This is a genomic window from Arthrobacter sp. 05T442 (assembly GCF_056395945.1).
This window is the reverse complement of record NZ_JBFTKM010000001.1, coordinates 267541-289298: the sequence shown is the minus strand read 5'-3', so window position 1 is coordinate 289298 and position 21758 is coordinate 267541. Positions and strand designations below refer to the sequence as shown.

Annotated in this window: 19 protein-coding genes and 1 pseudogene; 10 read left to right on the top strand and 10 right to left on the bottom strand. The window is 68.0% G+C overall.

Annotated features, from left to right (window positions below; genetic code table 11):
* Positions 1-23: 23 nt before the first annotated feature.
* The 3 genes from AC1DES_RS01330 to AC1DES_RS01320 are packed head-to-tail and all read right to left on the bottom strand — an operon-like array spanning position 24 to position 3331.
* Positions 24-1124 (bottom strand): polyprenyl synthetase family protein, encoded by a 1101-nt coding sequence (locus AC1DES_RS01330; RefSeq protein ID WP_476893888.1) that lies wholly within the window; start codon positions 1122-1124, stop codon positions 24-26.
* The gene (locus AC1DES_RS01325) at positions 1121-2539 is read right to left on the bottom strand and encodes a geranylgeranyl reductase family protein (protein WP_476893887.1); all 1419 of its coding nucleotides are present in this window, start codon (positions 2537-2539) and stop codon (positions 1121-1123) included. Before AC1DES_RS01325 ends, AC1DES_RS01330 begins: the two co-directional genes overlap by 4 nt.
* A 12-nt stretch (positions 2540-2551) precedes the next feature.
* On the bottom strand, positions 2552-3331 hold the full coding sequence (locus AC1DES_RS01320; RefSeq protein WP_476894210.1) for a demethylmenaquinone methyltransferase: 780 nt from the start codon (positions 3329-3331) through the stop codon (positions 2552-2554).
* A gap of 87 nt (positions 3332-3418) precedes the next feature.
* Here AC1DES_RS01320 and AC1DES_RS01315 point away from each other — a divergent pair, with 87 nt between their 5' ends.
* The 4 genes from AC1DES_RS01315 to AC1DES_RS01300 all read left to right on the top strand — a co-directional run bounded on the left by AC1DES_RS01315 (position 3419) and on the right by AC1DES_RS01300 (position 7674).
* The gene (locus tag AC1DES_RS01315; protein ID WP_476893886.1) at positions 3419-4777 is read left to right on the top strand and encodes an isochorismate synthase; all 1359 of its coding nucleotides are present in this window, start codon (positions 3419-3421) and stop codon (positions 4775-4777) included.
* 163 nt (positions 4778-4940) lie between these two features.
* Positions 4941-5894 carry an ABC transporter substrate-binding protein gene (locus AC1DES_RS01310; protein WP_476893885.1) on the top strand — a complete coding sequence of 318 codons (954 nt, stop codon included), beginning with the start codon at positions 4941-4943 and terminating at the stop codon, positions 5892-5894.
* Positions 5895-5929: 35 nt separating this feature from the next.
* Complete coding sequence (locus AC1DES_RS01305) at positions 5930-6901, top strand: amino acid ABC transporter permease (RefSeq protein WP_476893884.1); 972 nt, start codon at positions 5930-5932, stop codon at positions 6899-6901.
* Positions 6898-7674, top strand: coding sequence for an amino acid ABC transporter ATP-binding protein (locus tag AC1DES_RS01300; protein WP_476893883.1), 777 nt, complete (start codon positions 6898-6900; stop codon positions 7672-7674). Before AC1DES_RS01305 ends, AC1DES_RS01300 begins: the two co-directional genes overlap by 4 nt.
* A gap of 123 nt (positions 7675-7797) precedes the next feature.
* Here AC1DES_RS01300 and AC1DES_RS01295 read toward each other — a convergent pair whose 3' ends face one another.
* The 7 genes from AC1DES_RS01295 to AC1DES_RS01265 form a co-directional block, all read right to left on the bottom strand.
* Entirely contained in the window at positions 7798-8751 is a 954-nt protein-coding gene (locus tag AC1DES_RS01295; protein WP_476893882.1) for a hypothetical protein, read from the bottom strand.
* A gap of 200 nt (positions 8752-8951) precedes the next feature.
* A complete protein-coding gene (gene menD / locus AC1DES_RS01290; protein WP_476893881.1) occupies positions 8952-10685 on the bottom strand; it encodes a 2-succinyl-5-enolpyruvyl-6-hydroxy-3-cyclohexene-1-carboxylic-acid synthase in 1734 nt (577 codons plus the stop codon).
* Positions 10682-12535, bottom strand: coding sequence for an arginine--tRNA ligase (argS, locus tag AC1DES_RS01285; RefSeq protein WP_476893880.1), 1854 nt, complete (start codon positions 12533-12535; stop codon positions 10682-10684). Before argS ends, menD begins: the two co-directional genes overlap by 4 nt.
* A 167-nt stretch (positions 12536-12702) precedes the next feature.
* A complete protein-coding gene (locus AC1DES_RS01280) occupies positions 12703-13542 on the bottom strand; it encodes a COG4705 family protein (protein WP_476893879.1) in 840 nt (279 codons plus the stop codon).
* A 290-nt stretch (positions 13543-13832) separates the two neighbouring features.
* Complete coding sequence (locus AC1DES_RS01275; protein WP_476893878.1) at positions 13833-14573, bottom strand: class E sortase; 741 nt, start codon at positions 14571-14573, stop codon at positions 13833-13835.
* Positions 14574-14728: 155 nt separating this feature from the next.
* On the bottom strand, positions 14729-15253 hold the full coding sequence (locus AC1DES_RS01270) for a DUF6993 domain-containing protein (protein WP_476893877.1): 525 nt from the start codon (positions 15251-15253) through the stop codon (positions 14729-14731).
* 131 nt (positions 15254-15384) lie between these two features.
* On the bottom strand, positions 15385-16440 hold the full coding sequence (locus AC1DES_RS01265; protein ID WP_476893876.1) for an o-succinylbenzoate synthase: 1056 nt from the start codon (positions 16438-16440) through the stop codon (positions 15385-15387).
* 418 nt (positions 16441-16858) lie between these two features.
* On the opposite strand from AC1DES_RS01265, the pseudogene AC1DES_RS01260 reads away from it, so the two are divergent.
* The 6 genes and pseudogenes from AC1DES_RS01260 to AC1DES_RS01235 form a co-directional block, all read left to right on the top strand.
* A pseudogene (locus AC1DES_RS01260) lies at positions 16859-16957 on the top strand (IS481 family transposase); the annotation flags it as partial.
* Positions 16958-16983: 26 nt separating this feature from the next.
* On the top strand, positions 16984-17130 hold the full coding sequence (locus AC1DES_RS01255; protein ID WP_476894227.1) for a hypothetical protein: 147 nt from the start codon (positions 16984-16986) through the stop codon (positions 17128-17130).
* Between the two features lie 508 nt (positions 17131-17638).
* The gene (locus AC1DES_RS01250) at positions 17639-18496 is read left to right on the top strand and encodes an SDR family NAD(P)-dependent oxidoreductase (RefSeq protein ID WP_476893875.1); all 858 of its coding nucleotides are present in this window, start codon (positions 17639-17641) and stop codon (positions 18494-18496) included.
* Complete coding sequence (gene dgoD / locus AC1DES_RS01245) at positions 18493-19662, top strand: galactonate dehydratase (RefSeq protein ID WP_476893874.1); 1170 nt, start codon at positions 18493-18495, stop codon at positions 19660-19662. The genes AC1DES_RS01250 and dgoD overlap by 4 nt, the downstream gene beginning before the upstream one ends.
* The gene (locus AC1DES_RS01240) at positions 19656-20594 is read left to right on the top strand and encodes a dihydrodipicolinate synthase family protein (RefSeq protein ID WP_476893873.1); all 939 of its coding nucleotides are present in this window, start codon (positions 19656-19658) and stop codon (positions 20592-20594) included. Before dgoD ends, AC1DES_RS01240 begins: the two co-directional genes overlap by 7 nt.
* Entirely contained in the window at positions 20594-21517 is a 924-nt protein-coding gene (locus tag AC1DES_RS01235) for an SMP-30/gluconolactonase/LRE family protein (protein ID WP_476893872.1), read from the top strand. Before AC1DES_RS01240 ends, AC1DES_RS01235 begins: the two co-directional genes overlap by 1 nt.
* Positions 21518-21758: the final 241 nt, after the last annotated feature.

Here is a 21758-nt window from a genome sequence, read left to right as displayed (position 1 = left end):
ACCGACGTCGACGGCGGAGGCGCTTAGCTGCTGCGTTCCACCACGGCCCGGGCGAAGCTGGTCAGCGACGCCTTCACGACGCCCTCGGGCAGCGGGGCGAGGGCGGCGATGGCCTCGTCGGCCCAGGTGCGTGCCACAATCCAGGACTGGGCGGTGACGGGGTGTTCGCGCAGTCCGGCCACAGCTGCGGCGAGAGCCTCGTCCGAGCTGAGGTCGCCGTCGATCAGCTGCAGCAGCTCGACGGCGGACTGGTCGCCGTCGCGGGCGGCGTTGCGCAGCAGCAACACCGGCAGGGTCGGAACGCCTTCGCGCAGGTCCGTGCCCGGGGACTTTCCGGATTTGACCTTGATACCGGTGACGTCGATGACGTCGTCGGCCAGCTGGAAGGCGACGCCCACTTTCTCGCCGTATTCGACGAGCAGGGCTTCGTAAGCCTCGTCGGCGCCGGAGAAGATCGCGCCGAGCTGCCCGGAGGCGGCCACGAGCGAGCCGGTCTTGTCTGCGATGACGGAGAGGTAGTGCTCCACCGGGTCCTCGTCCGGCCGCGGTCCGACCGTCTCGTGGAGCTGGCCCAGGCACAGCCGCTCGAAGGTGCGCGCCTGGATGCCGAGCGCGCGGGATCCGAGCTCGGAGACCAGGATCGACGCCCGGGCGAAGATCAGGTCCCCGGTGAGGACCGCCACGGAGTTGCCCCACACCTCGTGCGCCGTGGGGGCGCCGCGGCGGAAGGGAGCGGAGTCCATGACGTCGTCGTGGTACAGGGTCGCGAGGTGCGTCAGTTCAACGACGACGGCGGCCTGCACCACAGCGGGCAGGGAGGCGTCGCCAAGGTGGGCGCAGAGCAGCGTCAGGAGGGGCCGGATACGCTTGCCGCCGGCTTCCACGAGGTGACGCGACGTTGCGTCCGCCAGCGGATCGGAGTTGGCGATGGCTTCGCGCAGCTTCTTTTCCACCCGCGCGAGATTGGTGGTGAGCGCGGGGCCCAGTTCCGGGTCCCCCGCGATGGCCGCGAACCCGGCCGGCAGCTGGAGCCCGGTGGCAATCGCGGTGGTGTTGAGGTCGGGTTCAGCGCCCGGCAGGCCGTGCCCGGCGTGCGTCCAGCTTTGGTCTGCGGAGTTGGTCACGGGTTAACCCTAACTTTTGTTGCGGAAACCGCGGAGTTGGTGCTGGAGTGCGAAGAGCTGTCCGCGCTGGACAGTGCCTGGTTGGACGTGGCGGGGGCAAGCAGTTCGAGCATCCGGATGACGCGGTCTTCGAAGCTTTTCGCCGCAGGATCCGTGAGGTTGGCCAGCATCCGCACGACGAACCGCATCAGCACAGGGATGGGCATGCCCGTCCGGAGGGCCAGTTTCATCACTGCAGGTTTGCCGATCAGGGCTGCGAAGGCCCGGCCCAGCGTGAAATGCGAGCCCCACTGGTCCCGCACATAGTCCGCGTACCGGGAAAGGTGGGCGTCGGCCGCGGAGCCGGAGGCCCAAGCGCCGGCGCGCTGCCGTGCGGCGCCGTCGATGATGAACTCGGCCGCGAACCGGGCCGATTCCATGGCGTAGGAGATGCCCTCGCCGTTGAACGGGGAAACCATGCCGCCGGCGTCGCCGAGGAGCAGCAGGCCAGGCGAGTAGTGGGGCGTGCGGTTGAAGCCCATGGGCAGCGCGGCGCCGCGGATTTCGCCGACCTGGTTCTCCGGCGTGAAGCCCCACTCTGCGGGCATCCCGGCGGTCCATTCGCGCAGGACCTGTTTGTAGTCGAGCTTGCCGAAGTCCTTGGAGGAGTTCAGGATGCCCAGCCCGACGTTGGAGGTGCCGTCGCCGACGCCGAACACCCAGCCGTAGCCGGGCAGGAGCTTGCCGTCGCGGCCAAGAGAGCCGGCGCGGGCCCCGCGCCGAGCGTGCGAGGCGTGGGAAGCCGGCGAACGAAGCTCCAGCCAGCCTTCCATCCAGTCGTCGTCGTGCCGCGGGCTGGTGAAGTACGTGCGGACGGCGACGCCGAGCGGGCGGTCATCGCGCTTCCGGATGCCCAGGGACACCGCGGTGCGGCTGGAGTTTCCGTCGGCGGCGAGGACGACGTCGGCGCTGAAGTCGCGCGTCTCGCCGCTCTTGCGGCCGGATTCGTCCAGCAGCGCGGCCCGGACCCCGGTGACCCGGCCGTCGTCGGAACGCAGAGCTTCGGTGACGCTGTGGCGTTCCAGCACGACGGCGCCCGCGGACTGGGCGTGCCGGGCCAGTTCCTCGTCGAAGCCCAGGCGGGTGCGGATCAGCCCGTACTGGGGGAAATCGGAGACCTCGGGCCAGGGAAGCTCGATCGTGCGGCCGCCGGCGATCAGGCGCAGGCCCTTGTTCCGGCGCCAGCCGTCGGCTTCCGGATGCGGGAGCCCGAGCTTCTGGATTTCGCGGACGGCACGCGGCGTGAGGCCGTCGCCGCAGACCTTCTCGCGGGGGAAGCTGGTCTTCTCCAGCACCGTGACATCGACGCCGGCCCGCGCAAGGTAGTAGGCGGCGGTGGACCCGGCCGGGCCTGCTCCGACGATCAGTACTTTCACGGCAGGTATCAGCTAACGCGCGGGCCGGGTGATGTTGCGGCGCAGCTTGGCAACGGGACCCGTGTGGGCGGCGAGTGCGGCCGCGCCGGCAGCCGGGCCGGCCGGCTTCTGGGCGCGGTGCACGGCGACGATTCCGCCGCTCAGGTTGCGGTAGGTCACGGATTCCCAGCCGGCTTCCTGCAGCCAGGCGGCCAGGTGGTCCTGGTCCGGCCAGGCGCGGATGGACTCGGCGAGGTAGACGTAGGCGTCCGGGTTGGAGGAGACCTTGACGGCGATGGCCGGCAGGGCCCGCATGAGGTACTCCGTGTACATGGTGCGCCACAGCGGCACGACGGGCTGGGAGAACTCCGCGATGACCACCTTGCCGCCGGGCTTGGTGACCCGGAGCATCTCGGCCAGGGCCTTCTTGGGCTCGTTGACGTTGCGCAGTCCGAAGGAGATGGTGCTGGCATCAAAGGTGTTGTCGGCGAACGGCAGGCGGGTGGCGTCCCCGGCGATGAAGTCGATGTCCGGGCGGCGGCGCTTGCCGACCTTGAGCATGCCGAGGGAGAAGTCGCAGGCGATGACATCGATGCCGGCGTCGGCATACGGCTCGCTGGAGGTTCCGGTGCCGGCGGCGAGGTCCAGCACGCGCTGGCCGGCCGACACGCCCATGGCCTCGACCACGATCCGGCGCCAGCGGCGGGTCTGGCCCATGGACAGGACATCGTTGACGACGTCGTATTTGGGGGCCACGTCGTCAAACATCGTGGCTACTTCGTCGGGACGCTTATCCAAGGATGCTCGGTTCACCATGACATTGTCTCAAATGATCGGCTCCCCCACGAACCACGCGCTGAACAGGGCCGCAGGCCGGGGCGGGAGTAGTGTTGTCTCATCATGACGAGCACGTTCCGTACCTTGACAGTCCCCCTCGATGCAGACACATTCCCCGGGGGGCTGCCGTCGTTTCTGGTCCGGGACGACCTCCTCTGCTGGACCCGCCGCGAAGCCGGCCTGGTGGGTTTCGGGGAGATCGCCCGCTTCACGGCCACCGGCCCCGAGCGCTTCCTGGAAGCGGACATCTGGTGGCGCCACCTGGTCCTCGAGGCCGACGTCGAAGACGCCGTGGACTGCCCCGGTACCGGCCCCGTGGCCTTCGGCTCCTTCGCCTTCTCCAAGGTTTCCGCGCATGAGTCCCGGCTGATCGTCCCCGAAATCGTTGTGGGACTCCGTGACGGCAACGCCTGGCTCACCCAGTTGACGTTCGACGACGGCGAACTCACCGAAGCAGGCGCCCGGGCGGCGCTGGAGCGCTGGCTGGAGGCACCCCCCGCCGCGACCGACGCAGCGGCCGGATCCGACGTCGTCCCCGCTGACCCCGGCGCCCCCGCTGACCCTGCTGACCCGACGGCAGCGAGCCTGAGCACCGGTTCACTGAACGAAGCGGACTGGATGGCGGCCGTGGCCGCGGGCGTCGCGGAGATCCGCACGGGCGCCCTGGAGAAGCTGGTTCTGGCCCGCGATATCGTCGCCACCGTGCCCGACGGCGTGAACTCCGCCGAGATCCTGCGCCAGCTTGCCGTGCGCTACCGCGAATGCTGGACCTACGGCGTCGACGGCCTAGTCGGTTCCACGCCCGAAATGCTGATCCAGGTGGAGGGGCGCACGGCCCAGGCCCGGGTCCTGGCCGGGACGCTGGACCGCCGCGACGCTGAGGGGATGGCCGGCTCGCCGCTGGAATTCGCCGAGCGCGTGCTGGCCGGCTCCGAAAAGCAGCGGCACGAACACGACATTGCGATCCAGTCGCTCACCACCCAGCTGGCCCCGTTCTCCGAGGCGATGAACGCCCACAGCGAGCCGTTCATCCTGGAACTGCCGAACGTGTGGCATCTGGCCTCGGATGTGAAAGCCGAACTGACCGAGGTGGAGGGGCACGTACCCACCTGCCTCGCGCTGATCAACGCGCTGCACCCCACGGCCGCCGTGTGCGGGACGCCGACCACCGTGGCGGGGGCCCTCATCCGGAAACTCGAACACCTGGACCGCGGCCCCTATGCCGGACCGGTGGGCTGGCTCGACGCTGCCGGCAACGGCGAATGGGGCATCGCGCTGCGCGGCGCGGTCATCGAATCGCAGCAGACGGTCCGGCTGTATGCAGGCTGCGGCATCGTCGAAGGCTCGGTGCCCGAGGCCGAGCTCGCGGAAACTTGGGCCAAGTTCCGGCCGATGCTCGAATCGCTGGGCATCAACAGCTAGAAGTCCGGGATTGCAGACATGGCCCCGCATGGAACCCTTGCTTTTCACCCCCAATTAGTTATCCAATAGTGAAACTTAGTTTTCTGTGACGTACATCTCTTGTTCGGCGATACACTATGAACCGACTTGTTTTCGCATCCCTCCTGAAACAAAAGGTAAGAAAATGCAGATTTCCCGTTCGCTCCTGAGCAGCTCGAAGCTCAAGGCCGCCACCGTGCTCGCAGTCGGTGCATTGGCCCTCACGGCCTGCACCAACGCCTCCGAAACCGGCCCGTCAAGCGCGGCCTCGCCGTCCGGCAGCGCCAATGCCAGCTTTGACCCCACCACTATCCAGAAGGACGATGCCCTGGCGGCCATGGTCCCCGCGGCCATCAAGGCCAAGGGCACCCTGACGGTGGGAGCAGACACCAGCTACGCCCCGGCGGAATTCCTCGGCACCGACGGACAGACCCCCGTCGGTTACGACGTCGACATCGCCAAGGCCATCGGTGCCACGCTGGGACTGAAGGTCCAGGTGCAGACCGCCGAGTTCACCGGCATCCTTCCGGCGCTGGGCCCGAAGTACGACCTCGGCATCTCCTCCTTCACCATCAACGCCGAGCGGCTCAGCGCCGTGAACATGGTCAGCTACTTCAACGCCGGGACCGCCTGGGCCGTGCAGAAGGGCAACCCGAAGAAGTTCTCCCTGGATGACATCTGCGGCAAGTCCATCGGTGTCCAGACCGGAACCACGCAGGAGGACCCCGATGTCGCCGGCCGCAACAAGAAATGCACTGCGGAGGGCAAGCAGCCCATCAACGTGATCACGCTCAAGACCCAGACGGACATCACCACCCGGCTGGTCAACGGCAGCATCGACGCCATGGCAGCCGATTCGCCGATCATTGGCTACGCCGTCACCCAGACCAACGGCCAGATCGAGAAGCTCGGCGACGTCTATGACGCTGCTCCCGAGGGCATCGCCGTGGCCAAGTCCGACACTGCCTGGGCCGACGTCATCCAGAAGACCGTCACCAAGCTCATGGAGAACGGTTCCTACAAGAAGATCCTGGCAGGGTGGGGCAACGCTGACGGCGCCCTCACCAAGTCCGAGGTCAACCCGGCGGCCGGATCTTGAGTCTTCCCGCTACCAGCCACAAATCAGGTGCTCAGATGGACGACCACCAGCAGACCCCCGCAGCTCCGGTACTGAACAACGCGGTCCCGGTGCGGCATCCGGGCCGGTGGATCAGCGCGATCATCATCCTCGGCGTGCTGGCCCTCTTCGTCCAGAGCCTGGTCACGAACCCCAACTTCCGCTGGGACATCGTCGGGACCTACATCCTTGACGTCAAAGTGGTCCAGGGCGTCGGCTGGACGCTGATCCTGACAGTAGCCTCGATGGTCCTGGCCATCGTACTTGCCATCCTCCTGGCGTTCATGCGCCAGTCGGAGAACCCGGTCTTCCGTTGGTCCAGCTGGGCCTGGGTATGGTTCTTCCGCGGAACCCCCGTGTACACCCAGCTGATCTTCTGGGGCCTGATCGCGGTCCTTTATCCCAAGATCAGCGCCGGCGTGCCGTTCGGCCCCCAGCTGTTCAGCATGGACACCAGCGCGGTCATCACCGCGCTGGCGGCGGCCATCCTGGGCCTGGGCCTGAATGAGTCCGCCTACCTTGCCGAGATCTTCCGGGCCGGCCTCAAGTCCGTGGACCGCGGCCAGATGGAAGCCGCCGAGGCCCTGGGCATGGGCAAGACCAAGATCATGTGGCGGATCATCCTGCCGCAGGCCATGCGCGTCATTGTGCCGCCGACCGGCAACGAGACCATCGGTATGCTGAAGACCACGTCCCTGGTCCTGGCCGTGCCGTTCACCCTGGATCTGACGTTTGCCACGAACACCCTGGCCAACCGGACGTATCTGCCCGTGCCGCTGCTGATCGTGGCGGCCATCTGGTACCTCGTCATCACCAGCCTGCTGATGGTGGGCCAGCACTACATTGAGGCCTACTACGGCAAGGGTGTGGACAACCTGGCTCCTGCCGCGATCAACCCGGCCGCCGCCAAGGCAGCCGCCGCTGTGGCGCCGAGCGCCGAGGCGGAGACGGCCCTGAAGATGGACTTCCCCGAGGAGGAGGCAAAGTGACGATCACAGCTGAGAAGCCGCTGGTGCGGATCGAAGGCCTTCACAAGTACTACGGCCAGCACCACGTGCTGCGCGGCATCGACCTGGAGGTCAACCAGGGCGAGGTGTCCGTGGTGATCGGCCCGTCCGGGTCCGGCAAGTCCACCATGCTCCGGTGCGTAAACCTGCTGGAGACCATCAGCGCGGGCCGGATCTCCGTGGGCGGCCAGCTGATCGGCTACCGCGAGGTCAACGGCCGGCTCCACGACCTCAAGACCAAGGAAATCGCCGCCCAGCGCCGCGAAATCGGCATGGTGTTCCAGCGGTTCAACCTGTTCCCGCACAAGACCGCGCTGTACAACATCATGGAAGCGCCGGTCCAGGTCAAGGGCCAGTCCCGCGAAACGGCCAGGAAGAGGGCCCTGGAGCTCCTGGACCGGGTGGGCCTGGCGGACCGCGCCGACCACTATCCGTCGCAGCTTTCCGGCGGCCAGCAGCAGCGGGTGGCGATCGCCCGGGCCCTGGCCATGGATCCGGAACTCATGCTCTTCGACGAGCCCACGTCCGCGCTGGACCCCGAGCTCGTGGGCGACGTCCTGAACGTCATGAAAGACCTCGCCAAGTCGGGCATGACCATGATCGTGGTGACCCACGAGATCGGCTTTGCCCGGGAAGTGGGCGACCGGCTGACGTTCATGGACGGCGGTGTGGTGGTGGAAACGGGCGATCCCCGCGAGGTTCTCGCCAACCCCCAGCATGTGCGCACCAAGGAGTTCCTGAGCCGGGTGCTGTAGTTCCGACGCGCAAACCATCTGTCGACGCGCACATCGCCTGGCGACGCGCAAATGCCCTGTCGCTGCCGGAATTCCGGTAGCGACAGGGCATTTGCGCGTCGAGGGGCAAGGTGCGCGTCCTAATCACTGCGCAGTGCGGGCACGACGGCGGGGCACACCCGCCGCGACAAGCTTGCGTTCCAGCTGTCCGGCGGCCATCAGATCGGCCCAGACCCAGCGGATGACCCCGATCCCCGAGGCCCTGATGCGGTCCTCCCTCAGCTTTTCGTCGACGACGGCCTGCGAAGGGGTCCGGCCCCTCAGGTACTCGGGCTTCAGGTACTTCACGACGCCGTCGAACTCACCGGCCACCCGGGCAGTATCCCAGTAGTAGTCCGTGTAGCCCGCGGTCCCGGAGTGGTCACGGATTTCGTGCTGGAGCGCGGGCGGTTCGAATCCGGCTATCCACATCAGGGCCCGGCCGTAGGACTCCCCCGCCGAGCCCGAACGCGCGTCGGCGAAGTCCACCGCCACCCGGATCCGCCGTTCCGCAGCCGCGGTGTAGTTGCCGTCGATCCCAGCCAGGAGCGTGTCTTTCGTGAGCGCCGGCAGACCCTGGACCCGGTCTGCCTTGAGCACATGGTCCAGCGGAACGACCGCTTCCGCAAACGGCGCGAACGCGGCAAGGTCCAGCACGGTCCGCACCCTCCCGGTGACCAGAAGCCCTTCGCGCCGGACGACCTCCAACCCGGCCGGTGCGGCGTAGTGCCTCTTGATCCCGGCACGCGAGCGCCCGCCGTCGTTCTGCGTGGTCAGGGCGCAGACAGGGTGGCGGCGACCGATGGTTGGAATCTTCCAGACGGAGGCCGCCGAGTGCCGGCCGAAAACCGTCGGCGCCATCAACATCTCGGCCGCGGCGCTGACCCGGACGCGGTGCCGTTCCCACTCCTCCAGTGCCTGCCAGGACGTCCGGTCGACGTATACGCCGTGCCGGATTCGGACGAGCACTCCGGAGCTGCACTTGGCGGCCAGCTGTTTCGGCGTCAGGCCTTGCTGGATGTGCTCACGGGCCAATATCAGTCTGGGCAACTCGTTCATGGACCCAAGATCCCAGCCCGCGGACACCAATTCGATGCCCTGCCGCGGCCATGTGGATAATCCGACGCAGCTTGTGCTCCGCGACGCGCAAATTACCTGGCGCCGAGGAATTCCGGCGGCGTGGGGTATTTTGCGCGTCGCCGGGCACGCAGCGCGTCGCCCGGCCCAAAGCGCGTCGCCCGGACCCAGCGAAGAGTGCGTCAGTCCGTGGCGGGAACGCCGGAGACCGCGGCTCCGACGGCGGCCCGGATGCGGCGGTGCAGCTCCCTGAGTCCGTGCCTGTCAGTGCGGACCTCAACAATGCTGCGGCCCATCACCGGCTCGCCGAGCGCCTCGGCGAGTCCCGCCGTCGTGCCGACCACGCGGTGGGCGACGCCGTACGCCGCCGCGAGTGCCACAATATCCACACTGTGCGGGGTGCCGAAAAGGCGTTCGACGGCGTCACCGTAGCGGCCGGCCGCCTCGACCGCGCCGTGTTCCAGGAGCCCGAAGATGGCCCCGCCGGCATCGTTAAGCACCACGATCCGCAGGGCGGGCACGGCTTCCCCTGCCCCGAGCAGAAGCCCGCCGGCGTCGTGCAGGAACGTGACGTCCCCCATCAGCACCGTGGTTTCCTGGCGGCCGCCCAGGGCAATGCCGGTAGCGGTGGCCGTGGTGCCGTCGATCCCGGCCAGGCCCCGGTTTGCGAAGACCGTGGCGCGCGGTTCCGGCGAGGGTGCACCGGCGAGGTCGACGTCCCGGATGCCGTTGGAGGATCCGAGCACGAGCTGGCCGCGGGCGTGCGCCCAGACCAGCGCGCCCACGGACGGGCCGGTTGCGGCGGGGGTCCCTGACAGGACGAGGTCCACCGCGTGCTGTGCTGCGGCGCCGGCCAGGAGCCAGGCATCCAGCCAGGCCGGGGAACCGCGGCCGGCAAAGTCTCCGAGGTCCGCCAGGTTCTCCAGCGGCAGCTCGGTGCGGCGGCCGGGTTCGTACCAGGCCACGGGAACCGGCTGGTAAAGGGCCGAGGGGACGTCCGCACGCGCCAGCAGCTCACTGACCGGCCGGGAGAGCGTGGGCCGGCCGAACAGGACCACGCGTTCGATCGGCTGCGGGGAATCCGGCCCGAAATGTTCCAGCAGCAGCCGGTACGGCCCCACCGCGTTGGGCCCGAACCGGGCATTGGACGAGGGTTCGGCGAGCAGCGGCAGGCCGTGCGCACGGGCAAACGCCTCCGCGACCGGCCCGGCGTCGTGCCCGGCAAGGACGACGGTGCGCCGCTCAGGCAGGGCAGCGGAGGCCGCCGGAAAGTCCAGGGCCAGCGGGACATGGGCGGCCCGGTAGACCCGGCGCCCCGACTCGGCAGGAAGCGCCTCCCCGGGCGCCGGCACGAGGGGGTCGCGGAAGGCCAGATTCAGCTGCACCGGTCCCGGCGGGGAGTCCTCGAAGGCCCCGGTCGCGGCGCTCAGTGCTGTCTCCACGGCGCGCTGCGGGTCGCTGCCGGCGGGCACGTCGACGGCGAAGCGGACGTGCTCGCCGAAGAGGTCCAGCTGGATCGTGGTCTGGTTGGCGCCGGTCCCGCGCAGCTCCTGGGGCCGGTCCGCGGAGATGACGACGAGCGGCACGGCGGCGTGATTCGCTTCCATGACCGCCGGCAGGAGATTTCCGACGGCGGTCCCCGACGTTGTCAGCACTGCCGCGGGCGCCCCGGTTGCCAGGGCCAGGCCGAGCGCCGTGAACCCGGCGGAGCGTTCGTCGATCCGGACCAGCAGCTCCACCCGGCCGGCGGCGGCGGCCTCGGCCAGGGCGTAGGCCATCGGGGCGGACCGTGAGCCGGGCGCAACCACTACGTAGCGCACCCCGGCCTGGAGCAGCGAGTCGACGGCCAGGCGTGCGGCGGCGACGGATCCCAGGGCGCCAGCGCCGCCAGCGTCGGCGGAGTCCGGCGCTGTCACATGTTCTCCGGCGTCTCGATGCCCAGCAGTTCCAGGCCGTTGGACAGCCGCCGCAGGGCCAGGGCGCACAGGGCAAGCCGTGACTCCCGGACCGATTCCTCGGCCTTCAGAACCGGGCACTGATCGTAGAAGGCGGTGAACAGTTGGGCGAGCTCAAACAGGTAGCCGCAGAGGCGGTGCGGCTCAAGCGCTTCGCCCACTTTGCGCAGCGTGGCGCCGTATTCCAAGAGGTGAAGGGCGAGCGCGCGTTCGGCAGGCTCGACGACGGCGATCGCCGCGGCCACACCGGTGGCGCCGGCACCCCCGCTGCCGGCATCCCCGGCGCCGGCGCCCCCGCTGCCGGCACCAGTGTGGAGCTCCAGCACGCCGGCCTTGCGCAGGATGGACCGGATCCTCGCGGCGGCATACTGCACGTAGGGTCCGGTGTTGCCGGTCAGGGCCAGCATGCGGTCGAAGTCGAAGACGTACTCGGTGTCATGGCCCGTGGACAGGTCGGCGTACTTGACGGCGCCGATCCCCACCTGGCGGGCCGTCACGGCACGCTCCGCCTCGGTCAGCTCGGGACGGCTGGCGTCGATGACGGCACGGGCGCGGTCCACGGCCTCCTCCAGGAGGGCCATGAGCTTCACCGGGGCACCGGAGCGGGACTTCAGGATCTTGCCGTCCTCGCCCAGCACGTTGCCGATCTGCACGTGTGTGGCCTCCACGGTGTCCGGCAGCCAGCCGGCGTCGCGCGCTGTTGCCATGACCATGCGCAGGTGGACGTTCTGCGGGGCGCCCACGACGTAGAGGACGCGGTCGGCCGAGAGGTCGCGGACGCGGTACCGGATGGTGGCGAGGTCTGTGGTGCCGTACCCGTAGCCGCCGTCGGACTTGCGGATGATGAGGGGCAGCGGCTGGCCGTCGCGCCCGGTAAAGCCGGCGGGGAAGGTGCAGAGGGCGCCGTCGCTGACCCGTGCGATTCCGCGGTCCTCCAGTTCCTGGCACAGTTGTGCCAGATGGGCGTCGTAGGAGCTTTCGCCGGCGATGTGGTCGTCGGTGAGGCTGATGCCCAGCATCGAGTAGATGGCGTTGAAGTAGCGCTTTGACTGCGCCACGAGCCGCTGCCACACTGCAAAGGTTTCCTGGTCCCCGCCCTGGAGCGCCACGACGCGGAGCCGGGCACGGGTCGCGAAGCCGTCCTCGTCCGTGGCGGAAGCGTCGAACTTCGTCCGGGCCGCCTGGTAGAACGCGCTCGGGTCATCCACCAGCAGCGCGGCCTCCGGGGAGTCCTCGCCGATCTCCAGCCAGTGCTCGATCAGCATGCCAAAGGGCGTGCCCCAGTCGCCGATGTGGTTCTGCCGGATGACGGTGTCCCCCAGCGCTTCGAGGACCTTCACCAGGCTGTCCCCGACCACGGTGGTGCGCAGGTGCCCCACGTGCATTTCCTTGGCCACATTCGGAGAGGAATAGTCGACGACGACGCGCTGCCCCTGCGCTTCGGCGGCGCCTTGCGCTGCGCCTAAGGCTGCCTCTGCAGGAGAGGCCGCTGCCAGGGATGCGGCACCGGCGGCCTGTGCATTGAGCAGTTCCTCGATCCACGTGCCGTCGAACGTGAGATTGATGAAGCCCGGTCCGGAGATCTCTGCCGTGGTGCAGATGCCGTCGATGTCCAGGGCGTCCACGATCCGCGCGGCGGCGTCCCGCGGCGGCAGTCCGACTCTCTTGGCGAGGGCCATGGCGGCGTTGATCTGGATGTCCGCGAACTGCGAGGGCCTGATCACCGGGTCCGTCTGCCGGAATTCTTCGCCGAACGCGCTGGCAATAGCAGCCTGGACTCTGGGGACAACCAATTCGGCCGGATTATTCACAGTCCCAAATTATCAGTTCGGCTGATGATCAGTTCCCCGGGGGCTCCCCCGGAGCCGGACACCAGCCCTCGCCGCCGCGGAGTCCAGCCCACCGCCGCCGGCCGCCCGGGCCCGGGCCGGCTGCGCCGCCGGCCGCTGGGCAGGCACCATGCTCCCTGGGAGTGCCGCTATCGGCGGCCCGAGGGGGCGTCTTCGCGTTGGACGTCCTTGCCGGTAACGGCGAGGTAGGCGACGAATCCGAGGATGGCTGCGGCCCATCCGAGGCTGACGGGTCCGGAACCCCAGTCGAGTCCGCCGCGGACCGGGGAGACTGCCATCCAGTCGGCCACAGAAGCCCCCAGGGGCCGTGTGGTGACGTAGGCAAACCAGAACCCGAGGACGGGGTTCAGCCCCAGCCGCCAGCAGGCGATGGCCGGAACCGCGATAATCGCCGCAAACAGAAATGCCGAGGGAAGATATCCGAGCTGCAGCGTCATGGCGGTGAGGTCCCCCGCGGCCGTTCCGAGGGCGAAGGTGGTCATGACGGCTGACCAATAGAAGAATTCCCGCCGCGGTGAACGGATGCTGTGGATGGACAGCGTTCGTTCCGTGCGGTGCCACACCAGGAAGACGACGGCGAGGACCACCGCGAAGAACGCCGTCGATGCCGCATACGGCACGCCGAGCCCCACGTGGACGACGTCGGCGGCCATGGTGCCGACGACGCTGACCATTACGACGGCGGACCAGTAGATCCAGGGAACATAACGCCGGACGGCGAACTGCAACACCAGCGTGATGATCAGTCCTGCCGCCCCGAGCGCGACCGCGATCATGGGATCGAGCCGGGTAACCAAAAAATCCGAGGTCGTCTCGCCCATCCCTGTAGTGAGTACTTTGGTGATCCAGAAGTAGGCCGAGACTTCCGGGACCTTGCTGGCGGCATACCCGGCGCCGCGACGAAAGCCGCGGGGTTGGCGGGTCGTCTGGACGCTGTTGTGGAGGAGTTCTTGAACCGGCTCAGTCATGGAGGGATTCTCGCAGATGAACCTTGGCGTTCCCGACTCAAGGACTGGGCCCGCCACCCCGCAGTTGCAGCCGGCACCGCACGCACCCGTCGCAGCTACTCCGGCTGTGCGTCCGAAGACCGCGCCCGGTCCTACCCGACGGTTGCGTTGGTCAGATTGGTCACGTCGGCAATCCACGGGAAGACCACCTGAACCAGCCCAACCAGGACCCCCGCGAGGATGGCCACGGAAATGGCCGTCCTAACCCAAAGAGGCCCGGGAAGGTGTCGAAAAACCCAGCCGTACATTGTTTAGCCCTTTCCCTGCAGGTCGGCAAGCTGTTTGGCGATGGCCGCCGGCGGTCCGGCACTGAGCGGCTGGAATGAATCGAAGACGGAGTAGGCGATGATGCGCTCCTGGGACCCAAAGCGCGGATTGCAGCTGGTCAGGGTCAGGATTCTTTGCTCGGGCTTTGCGCCGGGCTCAGTCGGCACCGGCGCCAGGACATCCGTCCGGTCCGGCAGCACGATCTCCTGGTTCCGGAAGACGTACGTGTAGAACCCGTCGGCAGTCTGGACATAGATCTTGTCGCCGGGCACGAGCGTATGGATGTTGTCGAGCACAGCGCCGTGGGTCTGACGGTGGCCAGCCAGCACGAAGTTCCCCACGCCGCCCGGCATCGCCGTCCCCTGGTAGTGGCCCAGGCCGAGCGTGTCCAGGACATCCTGGCTGGTGCCCTCGATGACCGGCCTGCTGTAGTCGGCTCCGAGCCGGGGGATGTAGATGACACCGATTGCCTGGCCGTGGCCCGGCGCCGCGCCCACCGGCGGGGCCGACGGCAGCGCCGACGCCGCTGGAGTGCCGCCAGCCGCCGTCGGGGGCTGGACCGTCGTGGCGGGTGCCGGGTGCTCCTGGACAAACTGTTTCACGGCGGCCCCCTGGACGGCATCGGCTTCAACGTTTGTCCACCACAGTTCCCAGGCGACGAAGAGAAGGGCGATCACGCCGGCGGTTATGAGCAGTTCACCCACGATCTGCACGATCACCAACATGCGGCTCCGTCGGGCGGGTTTCGTTCCTGCCCGAACCTCGGAGCCTCGGCTCAGTACCCTAGACATTCCACTCCTGTTGCCGAACCGTCCCGATTGTCAGCGCCGCTCCCGGCGGCACGCTGGATCTCCGTCTGAACACCACTGAACGCGCCAAACTAGCCGTCAACCCGGCCAATGAAGCAGCGCCCGTTCGTCAGAGCCGGCAACACCGATGTTTCCAGGTTTCCGGACCGGATCTGCGCCATCACGCATTGCCCCCCGCTCAGCACTCCGGCTTCCACCGCGTCCACGGCCAGCCCCGTCGGTGTCCGCGACGCGGCAACCTCCACGGCGGCCGGGGCAAACCCAGCGCCGGAAAGGCTCGCCAGCACCTGCTCCCGGCTCGGCTGCGGGGTCGATCGAGCCAACGCCTGCAAAGCGACCTGCACCTTGTGCAGAGCGTCCTCCGCCGCTGCTGTTGGGGACGCCGTGCTCGCGGCCTCCGGAACGCTCCGGGACGGACCCGACGGCGACGCCGTCACCCCGGGCGTTGCCACGGTACTCGGCGCGGCGGAGGACGGCAGGGCAGCCGGGGCCGAACACCCAGCGACGCCCATCATGATCAGCAAGGCCATGCAGGCCGGACCAGCGCCCCAACGGCGGCTGTTTTTGCGGAGCCGTTCAGCGTGGCGGGAAGTCATTGGAACATCTTGTCATATCGGATCGGGCCCGTTGGGTGCTGCTCCGCGCCGGGCGGCGTTGGCAGGAGCCCGCCCGGCGGTCGCCAGGTTGCCGGGGCGTCACGGACTGCGAACGTTACGGACTGCGAACGTCACTGTCGGGGAGGCCGTTGCCCCGCGGCCAGCACCGCATGGACGCGCCGCAGCCGGTCCAGCCACCAGTCCCGGCGGTCCGGGGCGGCGGCATGGGCCGCCAGCAGACCGGGGTCGGGGGTGACGTCGCGGAGGCGGATGCCGCCGTCGTCGGGGACCAGGGAGTCCCGGGTGACGTCGGCGGCAAACAGGGACACCGTTCCGAGCCCGCACGCGTAGGGAAGTTCGGGGAGCGCGGCGGCGAGCGCCAGGCCGGCGCGGATCCCCACCGAGGTGTCCAGCGCCGAACTGACGACGGCGGGGAGGCCCGCCTTGGCCACGATGTCCAGGGCGCGCCGGACGCCGCCGAGCGGTGCCACCTTGACGACAATCAGGTCGGCCGCGCCGGCGCGGGCAACCTTGAGCGGGTCATCCTCCTTGCGCACGCTCTCGTCCGCGGCGATGAGCACGGGGACCCCGGCAGCCCGCAGCCGGCGCCGAACCTCGGCCAGGCCGTCGATGTCCGGCACCGGCTGTTCGGCGTATTCCAGGCCGACGACGGCGAGCCGGGTCAGTGCGTCGACGGCCTCAGCGACGTCCCAGCCGCCGTTGGCATCCACGCGGATGGCCGCGTCCGGGAGTGCCGCGCGGACGGCCTCCACCCGGGCGGCGTCGTCGTCGAGACTCTGGCCGGGCTCGGCCACTTTGACCTTGACGACGTCCACCCGGCCGAAGCGGGCGAGGATTTCCGGCACACGGTCCGCTGGCACCGCGGGCACCGTGGCGTTGACGGGGATGGTGTCGCGCAGGGGTTCGGGGAAGCCCAGCCAGCCGGCTTCGACCGCGGAGGCAAGCCAGCGGGAGGCCTCCGCGTCGGCATATTCGGGAAAGGGGCAAAACTCCCCCCAGCCCAGCGGGCCGCGGAGCAGCAGGGCCTCGCGCTGCAAGATGCCGCGGAATTTCACGCGCATCGGCAAACTGACCACATGGGCGCCGGCGAGGAGTTCGTCCAGGTCAGGGAGAGGCCCCACGTCGATTCCCAAGGGATCGGGGGCGGCGGCGGCTTCGGTGGGCATAATTGCACTCTACCGGCGACTCGGCGGGCCCCAGTTTGGGTGGTGCCAATCTGGGTGGCACCAATCTGGCTGGCACGTGGAAGGCCAGTTGGGGGGTCCGCAGCACGGCGGTCGGCCGGCTTACGGGCAAGTCTTCGCGCAGTTGTTTGCCGATTCTCGACGGAATCGGCGCTAGGCCAGGCTGGGACCGGGAGCTACTCGAGGAGCCCTTTTTGCGGCACTCTTCTACGAGGTACTAGACAAAGCAGAGCACACGACGAGCACGTACCTGGCAAGGGCTGGTCGGCAACGCCTGCATCGATTCCCACATGTCGTATGCCATCTGCATCCGAGGTCCAGTTATATATCAACGACCACGCTCCTTGAAGGCTACATGGATAGCTAGACCTGCAGCTGCGAGCGCGGGCCGTCGCCCAACGTGGCCTACGTGGCCAAGGAAATGGGTGTTTCCCGGACCTGCGCGCCCCGGTGGTTCCGGCGCTGTCTGGAGCACGGCTGGGACGGCATGAAGGATCGTTCCTCGCGTCCGCTCACGCCGCCGCCGTGGCCAAAGAACGCTCGGCAGCCCTCTCTTCAGCCCGTGCCAAACACCCCGAACGCTTCACGACGTCCTACCCCAAAATCCTCTCGCTCCCCGGACCCGCGTGGATCAACCAACCCAAAGACAAAATCGAACAGTCAGCCGCCTAACTACCGTTGGTACCGTTCAGCTTGAAAAAATTCCGGGGGACAGCCCCAAGGTCGCGACAAACTGCGGGCCGAACTTCTGCACTACGTATTACAGCCGGGCCGCCACAGTGGCTGGGGCTGAAGACCTGCCGCCCATCCTCGGGAGTGTCGATGCAGTGTGCAGCGCGACCGACGTGCACCGGGCCACGCGTCGGTGTTCTCATCGAGGTGATTGATGCTGCTCTTCCCCGCTTGAGGCAACGCATGACCGACGCCGACCGTCAGCGCAGACACCGTACGCCTGAATATCACCAAACCTTGTTGGAAACCCAACACTTCATGTGATAGTACTTACATCATGTGTTCCACCTCACGGGAGTCGGGAGCATCCCGTCCGCCGCTTGGTGTGTTTCCACCCGCAGGAGAGCAGCTATCTCGGCTCACCAGCGGCCGCTCCCCTTACCGCGTCCGCAAGGGCGCCATCAGCAGACGTCTGTCCAGAACTACTTCCTGAAAGGCAGGGCCGCCTGTGCAGAAAACCAGATCATCCCTCCCCGTCGCTCTCGTCACAGGCGGTGCCAGCGGAATTGGCCGCGCGATCGTCGAACGACTCGTCCGCAACGGGTGGGCCGTTACTTTTGTCGACCGGGACCGGAACGCCGGTGCGGCGGCGGCCGCAGAGATCCACGAGCAGGGCGGTCAGTGCCAATTCGAGTGCGCGGACCTCGCTGACCGCAGCCAGCGGAATGAGTTGGTGGCGAAGACCCTCGAGGCTTGGGGCCGTCTGGACTTCCTCGTGAACAACGCGGCCGACATCGGTGCCAGACTCAGCCTGCTCGACCTGACGGAGGAGGACTGGGACCGGGTGATCGAGACCAATTTGACCGCGTCGGCGTTCCTTGCTCGGGACGCTGCCCGCGCGATGCTCGACGGCGGCGGAGCCATCGTAAACCTCGCCACTATCCAGGAGCGCCTGCCGCTGCCCGCCCACGTCTCTTACGTCGCGAGCAAAGGTGGCGTCTCGGCCCTGACCCGGTCCCTCGCTATCGAGCTTGGCCCTTATGGGATCCGTGTCAACGCCGTGGTCCCGGGGGTCATCCAGACAGCGGGCATGGCCGAGGAGCGCGAGCATGTCGGGCTCGGCTCGGCCATGCATGACGTAAGCCAGCCGTGGCTGCTTCCGCGAGCAGGCCTCCCTGAGGACGTCGCGGGAGCCGTCGCCTTCCTCGGCTCCGCCGATGCGGGCTTCATCACAGGGTCGACCGTCACGGTGGACGGCGGCCGCAGCCTGAGCAGGAAGACAGATCCCCTCGCCGAGGGATTGAACTCGCGGGCGTCCTCACCCTTCGGCGCTTCCGGGCCCCGCGTGGAAGGAATGTCGAAGTGAACCGGGACAAGATAGCCTCCGTGACGCCCTACCTCGTGGCGCCTCGCTGGCTGCTCATCCGGGTCGCGACCGCGCAGGGGCTCGTGGGCTGGGGCGAAGCCATCGTGCCGAAGCGGGCGAACGCCGTCGTCGGGGCGGTTGAGGACCTTGCCCTCAACGTCTCCGGAGCGGACCCCGATCGCATCGGGGAGCTTGCGCTCAGGATGGGGCACGGCGGGTTCTTCCGCGGCACGAGCGCGGTCGCATCGGCCGCCGCCGGCATCGAGCAGGCGCTCTGGGATATCAAGGGGCACCGCTACGGGCTTCCCGTTTACGAATTTCTGGGTGGCGCTGTCCGCGAACGCACGCGCCTCTACGCCTGGGTAGGCGGGGACCGACCCCATGACGTCGTTGAGCACACCCGCCAGCGAATGAAGCAGGGCTTCACCATGGTCAAGATGAACGCGACGGAGGAGTTCGACCACATCGAAACGCGGGCGCGGGTCAGCGAGGTCGTGGACCGAGTGGCGAGCATCCGCGACGCGGTGGGCGACGGCGTCGAGATCGCCTTGGACTTCCACGGGAGGGTCCATCGCGCGATGGTGAAGGTCCTGGTTCGCGAACTCGAGCCTTTCCACCTCGCCTGGATCGAGGAACCGCTCGGCCCGGGGTTCGAAAGCGAATTGCGCCATATTCTCAGTCCGGACTGCTCAATTCCCATCGCCGCTGGAGAGCGTCTCGTGCACCGCACCCAGTTCCGGGAGCTCTTCCGGCAAGGTGTCGTTGACATCGTTCAGCCGGACGTCTCCCTCACGGGCATCTTCGAGCTCGCTAAGATCGCGCACATGGCGGAGGCCTACGACGTCGCGGTCGCACCGCACTGCCCGAACGGCCCGATCTCCCTGGCGGCGTCGCTGCAGGTGGGATTCTCCACGGCCAACGTCGTGGTCCAGGAGCAGAGCGTGGGCCTCCACTACAACCAAGGCTACGAGGGCCTCCCTCCCGCGGAGATGTTCGACTACGTGCGCGACCCCGGCCCCCTGCAGCCAATCGAGGGGCATCTTGCACTCAACTCCAGGCCCGGACTGGGCATCGACATCAACGAGGAAGCCGTGCGGGCGTCGGCGCAGTGGGAGCTGCGCGACCCCCAGTGGCGGCACCAGGACGGAAGGATCGCGGAATGGTAAGTCCAACTCTGCCTTCGGGGGCGCTGGTCGCCCTCGCAACACCAATGACGACGGCTGGCGAACTCGACCTCGTCGCCTTGGATCGTCTGGTCGATCACGTCGTCGCGGGGGGAATCGTCGGCATCTCCCCGTGCGGGTCGACAGGAGAGGGTGCCCGGCTCACCGTCCGTGAGCGCCTCTCCGTGACGGGTCGTGTGATCGCTCGAGCCGGAGCCCTTCCGGTGATCCCGGGCGTCCCAGTCTCCGCCGTTCCCGACGCCGAGATGGAACTGAGGAAGCTCGGCGACCTCGGAGCGCGCGCTGCCCTCGTCGCGCCTCCGGCCTACTTCCCGATGTCAGATGCCGAGATCGAAGGCTTCTACCGTGGACTCGCCGACAGGTCACCCGTCCCGATCGTCCTCTACAACATCCCCGCCTTCACGCGCGTCCCGCTGCCCCCGTCGCTCGTGGGACGGTTGGCCACCCACGGCAACATTGTGGGGCTCAAGGACAGCAGCCGGGACCTCGAGTATCTGCAGGCCGCAGTGCAGGCCGTTCAGTTGCTACAGACCGGTCAGAGCGAGCTGGCGAACTACTTCCGCGTCTACACAGGCACCGACACGCTGCTGGTGGCCAGCGCGCTGGCCGGCGCGGACGGCTCCATCGCAGCGAGTGCTAACCTCGTCCCTGAACTGGGCGTGCGCATGCTCGAGCTCGTCTCGACGGACCTTCCGGAGGCGCTCACACTGCAGCGACACCTCATCGACATCGTAGCCGTCTGCCGAAAGGGCACTCCACCCTCGGGCTGGAAGGCTGCCCTGTCCATCGCTGGGCTCTGCTCCCCTGTGCCCGTGGCTCCCGCTAGTCCGCTAAGCGAGGACGCCATCCGTCGAATGAGAGAAGACCTGCTGTCAGTGGAGGCTCTCCGCGTCGCAAGACTCGGTGCGCACTGATGCACACCTCGCTGGAGCCGGTCCTAGAGTCTGGCGCGTCCTTAGGGGAGAGCCCCGTCTGGGACGACCGCACGGGCACGCTCCTCTGGGTCGACGTTCACCGGCGGCAGGTTCATCGCTTCGATCCGACAACATCGGTTGACCAGTCCTTCGCTCTGGACCAGCCTGTCGGCTCTGTGGCCCTGCGCGAGGACGGGGGCCTCGTCGGGGCGGTGGGGATGAGTGTGGGAGGAATCGATGAAGAGACGGCCTCCTTCACTGCATGGCACACCGTGCGCGAAGGCGACCGGATGAACGACGGCGCGTGCGACCCCTCAGGCCGATACCTCGCCGGCACCCTGACTGAGCCGCTCACTCAGGGTGCGTCCGCGCTCTTCAGCCTGGAGCCGGGCCCGCAGGCCGGCGGGCGAATCCGTCGGGTGCTTGGCAATGTGACCCTCTCTAACGGCCTGTCGTGGAGTCCGGACGGCCACACCCTGTACTACATAGACACCTTCCTTGAAAGCGTCGATGCCTTCGCCTACGACCTGGAGACGGGCGAGATCGAAGCCCGGTCAAGGCGGGTGGTCGTTGACCTCCACGAGGTGAAGGGGCGTCCGGACGGAATGACGATGGACGCGGATGGGAACCTCTGGGTGGCGATGGCACGGGGTCGCGCGGTGCGCTGCTACGACCGGCGGGGCCGCCTTCAGTACCACGTGGACGTTCCTGCACCGGTCGTCACAAGCTGCACCTTCGGCGGCCCGGATTTCTCCGATCTCTACATCACAACCGGTCAGTGGCCGGCGACCCCCGAGGAACTTCCCGACTGGCCGCACGCAGGAGCGATCTTTCGACTCACCGGGACGGGCGCCCGCGGCGCCCCAAGTCACCGGTTCGGGACGCCGAGCCGGTCCAATCGCCGGCCGGGGTGCATCGCATGACGGAGGAGCATCAGCGAGAGGCCTGGCCTCCTACAGTTTCCGCACCGTCGACACGATCGCATGTGTCCTGTCGTTTCGCGCGCAGGACAGACGGACTGTCGAAGAGGACAACTTCATCGAGACAGGCCGCCGCGGCAGCTGCGCCCAAGACAGCAAGGAACCTAGGCCGAAGCCGCTGAACCGGGCTAGCCCCTTCGAGCGGGCTCGAGAGAACGTATTACTTCGTGGACGAGGTCTTCGC

What these genes read in the sequence shown, in the direction of transcription:
- AC1DES_RS01315 (WP_476893886.1), top strand. Translation starts at nt 3,419, where the DNA reads ATGACGAGCACGTTCCGTACCTTGACAGTCCCCCTCGATGCAGACACA.
- AC1DES_RS01310 (WP_476893885.1), top strand. Translation starts at nt 4,941, where the DNA reads ATGCAGATTTCCCGTTCGCTCCTGAGCAGCTCGAAGCTCAAGGCCGCC.
- AC1DES_RS01305 (WP_476893884.1), top strand. Translation starts at nt 5,930, where the DNA reads ATGGACGACCACCAGCAGACCCCCGCAGCTCCGGTACTGAACAACGCG.
- AC1DES_RS01295 (WP_476893882.1), bottom strand. Translation starts at nt 8,751, where the DNA reads ATGAACGAGTTGCCCAGACTGATATTGGCCCGTGAGCACATCCAGCAA.
- AC1DES_RS01280 (WP_476893879.1), bottom strand. Translation starts at nt 13,542, where the DNA reads ATGACTGAGCCGGTTCAAGAACTCCTCCACAACAGCGTCCAGACGACC.
- AC1DES_RS01275 (WP_476893878.1), bottom strand. Translation starts at nt 14,573, where the DNA reads ATGTTGGTGATCGTGCAGATCGTGGGTGAACTGCTCATAACCGCCGGC.
- AC1DES_RS01270 (WP_476893877.1), bottom strand. Translation starts at nt 15,253, where the DNA reads ATGACTTCCCGCCACGCTGAACGGCTCCGCAAAAACAGCCGCCGTTGG.
- AC1DES_RS01265 (WP_476893876.1), bottom strand. Translation starts at nt 16,440, where the DNA reads ATGCCCACCGAAGCCGCCGCCGCCCCCGATCCCTTGGGAATCGACGTG.
- AC1DES_RS01240 (WP_476893873.1), top strand. Translation starts at nt 19,656, where the DNA reads ATGGTAAGTCCAACTCTGCCTTCGGGGGCGCTGGTCGCCCTCGCAACA.
- AC1DES_RS01235 (WP_476893872.1), top strand. Translation starts at nt 20,594, where the DNA reads ATGCACACCTCGCTGGAGCCGGTCCTAGAGTCTGGCGCGTCCTTAGGG.